The sequence below is a fragment of the Methylobacterium sp. V23 genome (assembly GCF_002917135.1).
Taxonomy (GTDB): Bacteria; Pseudomonadota; Alphaproteobacteria; order Rhizobiales; family Beijerinckiaceae; genus Methylobacterium.
The window spans coordinates 1-8654 of record NZ_PDHT01000069.1; the positions used below are offsets into that span (position 1 = coordinate 1).

Annotated in this window: 9 protein-coding genes; 5 read left to right on the plus strand and 4 right to left on the minus strand. The window is 63.7% G+C overall.

The genetic code is table 11. The annotated features are described in order from the left end of the window. From CRT23_RS26675 to CRT23_RS26695, 5 genes are all read left to right on the plus strand, one after another. On the plus strand, positions 1 to 407 hold a 407-nt coding region (locus CRT23_RS26675; protein ID WP_245436623.1), incomplete at its 5' end, for a transposase. A gap of 402 nt (positions 408 to 809) precedes the next feature. Further along, a complete protein-coding gene (locus CRT23_RS26680; protein WP_103712529.1) occupies positions 810 to 1082 on the plus strand; it encodes a hypothetical protein in 273 nt (90 codons plus the stop codon). Between the two features lie 7 nt (positions 1083 to 1089). Further along, the gene (locus CRT23_RS26685) at positions 1090 to 1956 is read left to right on the plus strand and encodes a hypothetical protein (protein ID WP_103712530.1); all 867 of its coding nucleotides are present in this window, start codon (positions 1090 to 1092) and stop codon (positions 1954 to 1956) included. 396 nt (positions 1957 to 2352) lie between these two features. After that, positions 2353 to 4116: a hypothetical protein gene (locus CRT23_RS26690; RefSeq protein WP_146056540.1), complete on the plus strand. Its 1764-nt coding sequence runs from the start codon at positions 2353 to 2355 to the stop codon at positions 4114 to 4116. Positions 4117 to 4487: 371 nt separating this feature from the next. Next, a complete protein-coding gene (locus CRT23_RS26695; RefSeq protein ID WP_181017493.1) occupies positions 4488 to 5222 on the plus strand; it encodes a DNA-binding protein in 735 nt (244 codons plus the stop codon). A 27-nt stretch (positions 5223 to 5249) separates the two neighbouring features. On the opposite strand, the gene CRT23_RS26700 is transcribed toward CRT23_RS26695, so the two are convergent. The 4 genes from CRT23_RS26700 to CRT23_RS26715 all read right to left on the minus strand — a co-directional run. Then, positions 5250 to 6662: an FAD-binding protein gene (locus CRT23_RS26700; RefSeq protein ID WP_103712533.1), complete on the minus strand. Its 1413-nt coding sequence runs from the start codon at positions 6660 to 6662 to the stop codon at positions 5250 to 5252. Between the two features lie 9 nt (positions 6663 to 6671). Next, positions 6672 to 7502 (minus strand): hypothetical protein, encoded by an 831-nt coding sequence (locus tag CRT23_RS26705; protein ID WP_146056541.1) that lies wholly within the window; start codon positions 7500 to 7502, stop codon positions 6672 to 6674. 122 nt (positions 7503 to 7624) lie between these two features. Further along, positions 7625 to 7861 (minus strand): hypothetical protein, encoded by a 237-nt coding sequence (locus tag CRT23_RS26710; protein WP_103712535.1) that lies wholly within the window; start codon positions 7859 to 7861, stop codon positions 7625 to 7627. Between the two features lie 43 nt (positions 7862 to 7904). Beyond that, positions 7905 to 8654, minus strand: a 750-nt coding sequence (locus CRT23_RS26715; protein ID WP_103712536.1) for an IS3 family transposase, incomplete at its 5' end; no start/stop codon positions are given.

Below are 8654 nucleotides of genomic sequence, written 5' to 3' on the forward strand. Positions count from 1 at the left end.
CCGCATGGCTTCGCGCGCCGCCCCAGAGCCGTCGAGCCATCTTCCCGATGTGCTATGGGTCGGAGTTCGTCGCAAAGGCTGTGCAAGCCTGGATCACCGCAGTCGGCAGCAAAACCGCCTACATCACGCCAGGCTCACCCTGGGAGAATGGGTACGTCGAGAGCTTCAACGCGCGTCTGCGTGACGAACTCCTGAATGGCGAGATCTTCTACACACTCAAGGAGGCGCAGATCGTCATCGAAAGCTGGAGCCGTCACTACAACGGCGTGCGCCCCCATGCCTCGCTGGGATACCGGCCGTCGGCACCAGAGGTGTTCGTGCCAGCGTTCACCGCTTGGCCAGCAGCGCTCGTCCAACCAGCTCCGCCGGCCAAGCTACCCGTGGTGGAATGGCCTACCGCGCACTAACTTTACTTATGGACCACCGCGTGGGGGCCGATCACATCGCGCGAGGGCGCGAGCTATCCGCGGGAGTGGGAATCGGCGCGCGCCGGCACGGAAATCTCCGTCCGGTTCGCCGTGGATTTCATCTGTGCGAACATGAGAGCCTAAATGCAGGTAAAGGCCCGGAAGTTCAAGTCGTCCTGAAATGAGAACTGGGGACGACTGTGGATAAGTCGTGAAAGCTGTGGCCGTTAGTTCGGCTGGACGATCTGCGCCCTGGTCGTCGATAGCGCGGGAGAACCGCAAATGGCGACGTGCAAGCGCTTGCGCCTTTCGGCTTGGCTTGAAATCGTCAACCCGACCCGCAACATCCACGGACAATATGTGGTACGATTGCGCAGGTAGCCGTAGGGTTGGGAGGAGATCATGAGCGACCCCATTCGTAAGACCTGGGATTCTCGCGAGTTCGGACCCGCCTTCGGGGAGGTGGCTCATTTTGCTTTGACCCAGGGGCAGGTCGTCGTTCACGTGCCGGGCCTTGAAGACGTGGTCATTGTTGCCAAGCGCAAGCTCGACAATATGCGTCCCACTCCCCAACAATTCGTCCGGGAGAACAAGGTCAGCGATGAGGCAGCGGACCTGTTGGATGAGATGATGGGACGAGGTCGTTCGGATACCCCTGCACCTTTCGGTATCTGACCCCCTCGTGGCTTTCCTTGTAGACAACGACATTCTGAGCCAGCTCAATCGCACGACCCCCATTAGGGAGGTTGTCGATTGGTTCGAGAGCCTTCAACCCGATGAATTCTATCTCGCTCAGATAACGATCTTCGAGCAGTTCAGGGGTATCGAACTCGTCAAACAAAAGAGCACTGTAGTTGCTGAAACACTTAGATTGTGGTGGGAGCCTTTCCTGGAGACGGTTAGGCCTGAGAACATCGTTGCTTCCAATGTCGAGGCTCTTCGGATCCAAGCGCAACTGTACGCTGAGCCTAAGCTTCGGAATTTTCATTTGCCACATCCGATCCAACCGGGAAAATCTGGGGTCGGCGAGCCTGATAGACCTAAGGTGAAGACGGGTGGGGATCTAATCTTAGCAGCGACTTCAATTGCCAGTGGTATCCCGATTGCCACTCTGAACGTCGCGGACTTCATGGAGATCCAAGATTGCGTCAACCTTCCTGGCCTGTACGATCCGAAGGCAGATAAATGGTTTGTGAAGCCGACGTCGCAGTCTTCAGCGAAGCCTCGTCCAGTGGACGTGGAAACCTTCGCCAAGTCTCTTGGGAAACTAAGCTGGAATTACCCGTACTCAAAAATCATTTCGGAAGGTCAGAGCGAGATCTTCCGTGAGATGATCGCTGTCATGTCCGCTGAGTCAGGCTTGTCCCAAAACCCCGAGACGACCCGCCTTTTGTTGGCGTCACCGGATAGGGCTGCGCTAAAGCGATTCGCACGTAGGGTTTCACGTGCCCTCGATCTCGCGGCGGCCGAAGGCTTGATGACCGCGATGGACGAAGCATCCGTCGAATTGGAGGAGCCGAAGCCCGAAAGCAATGGGCCAACCTTCTAAGTCCAGTCTCGGTGAAGATCCTTACCGCCTGCACCAAGGCTCCTGAATGCGGCGAAGAGGTTCCGGACCTGGGTCACGAAGCGTCGGGAGGTGACCGCCTTACGTAGCCGTGGGAGATGAGCCGCCTCTGGATGGCCTCCCGCGTCCGGGACAGCCTGGCTGCCGCGATACCGTCCCTGATGGCGTTCCGCAGGGCCTTCGATAGGTCTTCCCCGGCTTCATCAGTACCGCGCAGGATACCCCCGGCACAGCGCGTAGCGCTTGCCTGGGGAGGAATGCGCGGCCGAACCCGACGCTTGACAGGCTTGGCCGAACCGTCAAGAACATATCGCGAACATCGCGTGGTCGGGGCGTATGGCGTACGGCAAGGGCAGCCGCGGGAAGGACGACAAGCGCATGGTCGCCCTTGGCGCCATGCCCGTCGACGCGGACTGGCTCGGCCTGCGGCGGGAATGGATCCACGCCTCCAACGCCATCGCCTCCGCCGTCCGGCCAACGCTCCTCGACGAGATGCCGACAGGCAAGGAGGTAGACCGGCTCATGCTCGCCGCCCAGGCCGAGCTCAAGGGACGGATCAACTCCGTCTGGGCCGAGAAGGCCAGGATCTCCGCAAAGACCGCCGTCATCGAGCGGCACAGGCGCGGGCAAGCCAACCTGTTCGGAAGGCTGAGGCACGTCGGCACCGTCGGCGACGTGCCATGCGGGGACGGCACCCGCCGCCTCGTCAACCTGCCCGAGGAATGGTCGCGACGGCTCTCCGATGCCGACGTCGGCGCGCTCAAGGCGCTGGCGGACTCCCTCGACTTCGCCGGGGCCATGTCCTTGCTGCGCAAGGTTCGGGACGGACGCTCCAACCTGCCGCCCCTCCACGCGGAGGCGCTGATGGCCATGGTCGCCGTGGTGGAGGAGAGGTTCCGCCATCCCGAGTGGGGAAGGGACGCCGAGGCGGTCGTCCAACTCCACCTCGACTACCGCTGCCTGCCCAAGGGTGAGTCCGGGTCGAACAAGGAAGCCTGGACGGCCCTGCAGGATCGGATGACGAACGCCGTGCGGAGCGTGGCGCGCGGCGGTGAGCCCGTCGCCATCCCGCTGCTCGTGGCCGCGCCGGTGGCGCGCGGGCCGTGCAAGCTCGTCCGGGCCGTCGTGAGGCAGGCCCCGCTCAAGCACCTCCTCCGGAACGAGGATGTGGACGCGTTCGCGATGGGCTCGCTGTGCCTGGAGATCGGCCCCTGCTCCGTGACCGTGAAGGGCGTGCTCTCGCACAGGCCGAAGGTGCGTCCGCTGGAGGCGGCCACGCACCTCCTCGGGCGGGACTACGGCTACCGCAACACCGCCGCCTTCGCCGTGGTCCGCAAGGACGGTCCCGTCGACCCCGGACTGCTGGCCGCGTCCGCGGAGTGGGGCAAGGAGGAGGCAAAGGCCTACCTGGAGACGCACGCGCATGACGGCGAGCCCGTCGAGACCGCGCTTATGGACGGGGGCGACTTCCTGAAGGCGGTCGCCGGCCATGCCCTGCGGGTCGACGCGCTCCGCTCCGAGATCGACCGCGCCTATCCGCGCATCCACGCGCTCAAGGCCAACGTCAACGCCCGCCTCGGCGCGGAGCCGGACTCCCTCGTCGACCTGGGGATGGTCACCGAGGACCGCCATCTCGCCGGGTGGACCAGGCGCCTCGCCAGGCTGCTCGCCTACGTGGGCCGGCTCAAGCTGGAACGGCGGGGCGTGTACCGCACGGTGGAGGGTCTGAAGCGGAGTTGGTTCGGGCACGTCTCGGGGATCGAGATGAGGCTCGCGCTGAAGTGGGACGCGGCCGTTGTGCGCGAGGACCTGACGGTGGTGGCGGAGGAAAAGGGCTCGCCCGGGTACAAGGGACGGACCTTCAGCAGGATGATGAACGACGGCGCGAAGGGGCAGTACATCCGCCGCGCTTCGAACAAGCTGAGATGGAACGGGGTTCGGGAAGTGGTGGTGCCGTCCTATTGGACGAGTTGCACGGACGTGAGGAACGGGGTGGTCGACAGGGCGCAACGGCGCGGGTCCGTCTTCGAGGCGAAGGCGGACGGACGCAGGGGCGATTCCGACCTGCACGCGGCGCTGACGCTGGCGCTGTGGCCGATCCTGCGTCCGCTCGCGGCGCCACGCGTGGCGCTGGCTGCCTGAGCCCCTCGTGACAAGAACGTACCGTCGGCGAGGGATGCGTCCGGAGCCTTCGGGAAGCCCCCACCACAGCGCCTGGCGCTTGGTGGGGGAGGTTTCACGGAGGTAAGCGCGCTCGACGTCCGTCACGTCGCCGTCCTCGTTTGGGGGGTCTTGGTTCGCCTTCTGCATCGCAGCCTCGTATTGGAACGAAACAAGAACAAACGATGAGCGCGATTCGGTCAACATGGTTCCTTGGGGAGGTCCTGGAGCGTGGGAAAGTGCGCCTTGTCGGGCTGCGGGCAGCGGGAAGCGCATCCCGCGTCCTGCATCCCAGACGGCACTGTTGGTTAACCGTGTTCGCGGCAGGATCCCTTGTTTTCGAGGGGGTTGGGATGCCGGACAAGGATAAGGTGTGGTACGCGGCGAACGAGGTCCGCCGCTCCGGTGAACGTGTGAGCCAGCGGAACGTGATCAAGGTTCTGCAGCGACGTGGTCGGGGTGGGACCTCGCGAGAGGTGGGACCGCACCTGCTGACGTGGATGGTGAAGTACGGCTACGACGCGCGACTTGAGGTCAACGACATCCCGGATAGGTTGAAGGGCGACTTGGTCGGGTTCGTGCGTGGGGTCTGGGAAGAGGCGATGATCGAGGCGACGGGGCGCCTTGAGGCTGAGCGGGCCCGTACGGCCGTGGAGTGCCAGGCGGCGCGGACCTTGATGGACGAGGCCTACGGCGAGGCTGAGGTGGCCACGCGGCAGAACGAGGTGCTTCGGGCGCGGGTGGCCGAGTTGGAGGCTGAGGTGGAGCCCCTACGGGCCGCCAGGACCAAGCTGGAGGGGGATGTGGTCACCCTGCGGAAGCAGGTTTCGGACGTTGAGGCGGCGGAGTTCTGGGACCGTGTGATGCGCGCGATCCAGGGGGTGCTGCCCCAGAACGAATGGGTCGCGGACAAGGACGTGCTTCGGCTGCTTCCGGAAACGCTGGCCAAGGAGGCGGACAAGTCGGGACGTCCGCTGACGCGGGGGAGGCTCAACCGGAAGATGGTGGTCCGGGTCACGCACGGGAAGTATTTCGAGCTCGACGAGCAGGAGGGCGGTGGAAAGCGGTACCGCCGTGCGCCCGGCTGATGCCAACGGTCGGCCGTGCCCGCGGCTCTAAGGTTCGATGAAGTACGGCAGGATCTGACGCCGCCGCACCACGGCGGTCTCGCCTTTGAAGATCCTGTTCGACTTGCCCACCCCGTGCCGGATCACGACGACCTGGAACGTCTCGGTCCGGTCACGAGCCTCGCCGGACTTCCTGAACGAGACCTCGTGCGGCAGTCCATGGCATCCGGCGGCTCCGTTCCCGTGCGGGTCATGCAGGCAGCGAACCTCCGACACGCGGGCATTCGGGATCCGGTGCTTGTCGGCACCCAGGACTTCGATGAGCAGAAGCGCCAGGAACCGGTTCAGCGCATAGCACTCGGTGAAGAACGCCCTGCTGTGGAGGAGTTGGACGTTCGGCGCCCGTGGGGCGACGACGGCGTTGATGTAGGCGGTGATGTCGGCCCAGCAGGCGGCGGAGGCCTTGAGCTTCGCGATGGCGTCCGTGTGGGCACGGTCCAACCGCAGGAGGACTGCATCGTCACGCTTCCTGGGTTCGTTCCAGGACATGGCACGCTGCGCGACGTCCTCGGCCTGGCCGATCTCGGCGAAGACAGTTTCGAAGAGTTCGAGATGCGAGTCCGTCGCCAGGAGCAGGCCGTCGAAGAACTTTCCGGTGCCGAGGCCTGTCATGATCCTGATGAAGTCCTGCAGAGCGCCGTCGCCACCGCCCGAGATCAATACCCTGGGGGCGGATGCGCAGCCGCAATCAGGATCCTCGAAGCGGTCAGACTCCCAGAAGCTGAAGCCCGTGTAAGTCTTGACGCAGCAGTCCTCGACGTCGCGTCCCGCACAGGCCAACACGGCGCCGAAGGGCGTATTGGAGCCTATGGGGACCTTCGAACCGTCCTTCATGATCCTTTGGAGCGTCACCCAGACGCGGTACTCATCATCGACGTTCGGAGCGAAGCCGTCGTCGCCGAAATCGGCGCATGCGCTCCAATGGAACTTCGGAGCCGGCGAGCCGGCATCCTCCACTCCCTTGAGCGACCGATTCATCTCCAGCGCCCATTTACGAGCGACCTCGTCTGCCTTGGCGGACTGCCAGGGAAGAGGCATTGCGGCGCCGGCCCAGGGAAATTCGGCGCGGTCCCAGTGGGCCGCCGGCCAATCGTAGAGCGTCGGCTCAACATCCCGGGAATCGCAACGGAATAGCGCGAACGTTTGACTGGGGGCCGTATCTACGACCTCGACCGGAATGCCTCGTTTGGCCGCGTGGAGGGCGGCCGTCATCCCAGTTGGCCCGGCCCCGATGACCAGCAGGGGACGTCTGGCTGAAATCAGGCTTTTGTCGGCGGCGCGTTGCACGATGAGGCAGGCCCGGACCATCTGATCACGGATGCTCCCGGGCGTGAACTCGCCTCCTATCTCGAAGCATGGGCCAGCGACGGCATGCGCCGCCAGCACGGGATCTTCCATCATCCGTACGGACTACGTCCGATTTGAAAGGCTGCGGAACCACCCCTGAACCTGTTCGGGGCTCAGCGACGGGTTCCTGTAAATGTCGCCTTGCCGCTTCGGAGGGTCAGGTTGTTCATCCGGAACCGACAGCCGCTCTTTCGAGAAATCAAATTCATCTTCGAAGACGGGGACCAGATTTCTCGCGGTCTCGATACGGTCGGCTCTGTCTTGCTCCCAGAAAGAAGCCGGAACAGGTAGGTCATACGCCCCCGCTTCGAACAAGGCTTCCCTCGTTTCCCGCGACAAGGTGGTCCTCGCGACGAACAAAGAGAAATACTTTGGACCGGCTTCCTCGATAGCCGCCCTCAAGCCTCGCAGCTCCGCGACGACGTCATGGGCGTCCATGCTCGCGAGCCGCGCCGGATCAAGGCTGTCGATGACGGCCAATTGGTCGACGACCGGAAGGAAGCCGAGACTGTCCCCGAGGGCCAGCCAATTGGGATCGACGTCTGCATGCTCGCGGACCTGCGCCTTCTCTTCCTCGATGTCGGCGAGCCAGCCTGAAATTTTGGTCGGAAGAGGTTCGGCGACGCGAACGGCCTCACGCCCAAGTCCGGGTATCCGAGCCGCGGTTTCGAGCAGCTGTTCGCGCCGAGGGGATCCTTCGACAATTGAGGCCGATATGCCATCTTGGACCAACTGCGAGACCAGCCGTAATAGATCCTCCCTATCAGGCGATGCGGCGAATGGAGGACGCACAGGGTTTGTGACGTCGGTCATGTCCTGCTGCCGCCCGAGCAGTTCATCCAAAAGTCGCACGAGCGCGCGCGCGTCGTCGGCCTCACCGGCGTCACGGGCCAATCCCGTCTCACGCGTAGAGGGTGCAATCGATTTCGGAGCGGTCTGCTGGAAGTCCATACTCCCGGGACGAGCCATCTTGTCCATTCCACCATGGAGCGCCGCCGCTTGGATGGGTGCTACGCTCAGCAGTGATAGTAGGACTCCATAAGGGCGAGCGGTAGCCCCACCTCTTGCGTCATTGGGGATGGCACCGTGAGGCAGGTCGCATGCGCATTCGCGGAACGTAGAGTTTGCTCTAAGACCTTGCCGCGCAGGGCCATGAGGGCGGCTTCGATGGGCCCCAGGTCTTGCCGGTCATAATCCCCCATCCCTTGCTTGGTGAACCGAAGACTTTCGAGGTCCAGCACGTTCACGGTCATGCCCCTGACCTGACCGGTACTTTGGACCGAGCCAATTGAGAGGCTACTGCATGGTGGCGGCCATGGGTAGCCGGAAGGCCAGATCCGGGTAGCTGACGGGCGCAGGCGGCCGATAGCCCAGCGACGAATGCGGTCGGAGGCGGTTGTAGGTGGTTTGCCAGAGACCGATCACGATTTGCGCTTCCTTCAGCGAGTAGAAGATCTCCTGGTTTAGACACTCGTCACGAAGCTTGCCGTTGAAGCTCTCGCAATAGCCATTCTCCCACGGGGATCCTGGCGCGATGTACTGGATCTGCGAGCCAGCTTTGGCGACCCACTTGCGCAACGCCTTTGCGATCATCTCAGGACCATTGTCGCAGCGGATGTTCTCCGGGATGCCGTGCAGGCACATCGCGTCGGCCAGCGCCTCGATCACACCGAGGCTGTTGATGCGCCGCGCCACCTTCAGCGCCAGGCAGGCCCGGCTGTGCTCGTCGATCAGCGTCAGGATGCGCAAGCTGCGGCCATCGTGCGTCTGGGCTTGCACGAAGTCGAAGCTCCAGACGTGATTGCGGTGAAGTGGTCGTAGCCGCACGCAGGAGCCGTCGTTCAGCCACAGGCGGCTGCGGGGTCTATGTCGGCTGGGGACCTTCAGCCCCTCGCGACGCCAGATGCGCTGAACCCGGTCTTTGCCTACCTGCCAACCGGCTGCCTGTAGCAGCGCGGTGACGCGGCGATAGCCGTAGCGTCCATACTCGGACGCCAGGGCGATGATGGCCTGGGTCAGCTCATCCTCATCGGTCAGTACGGTGGG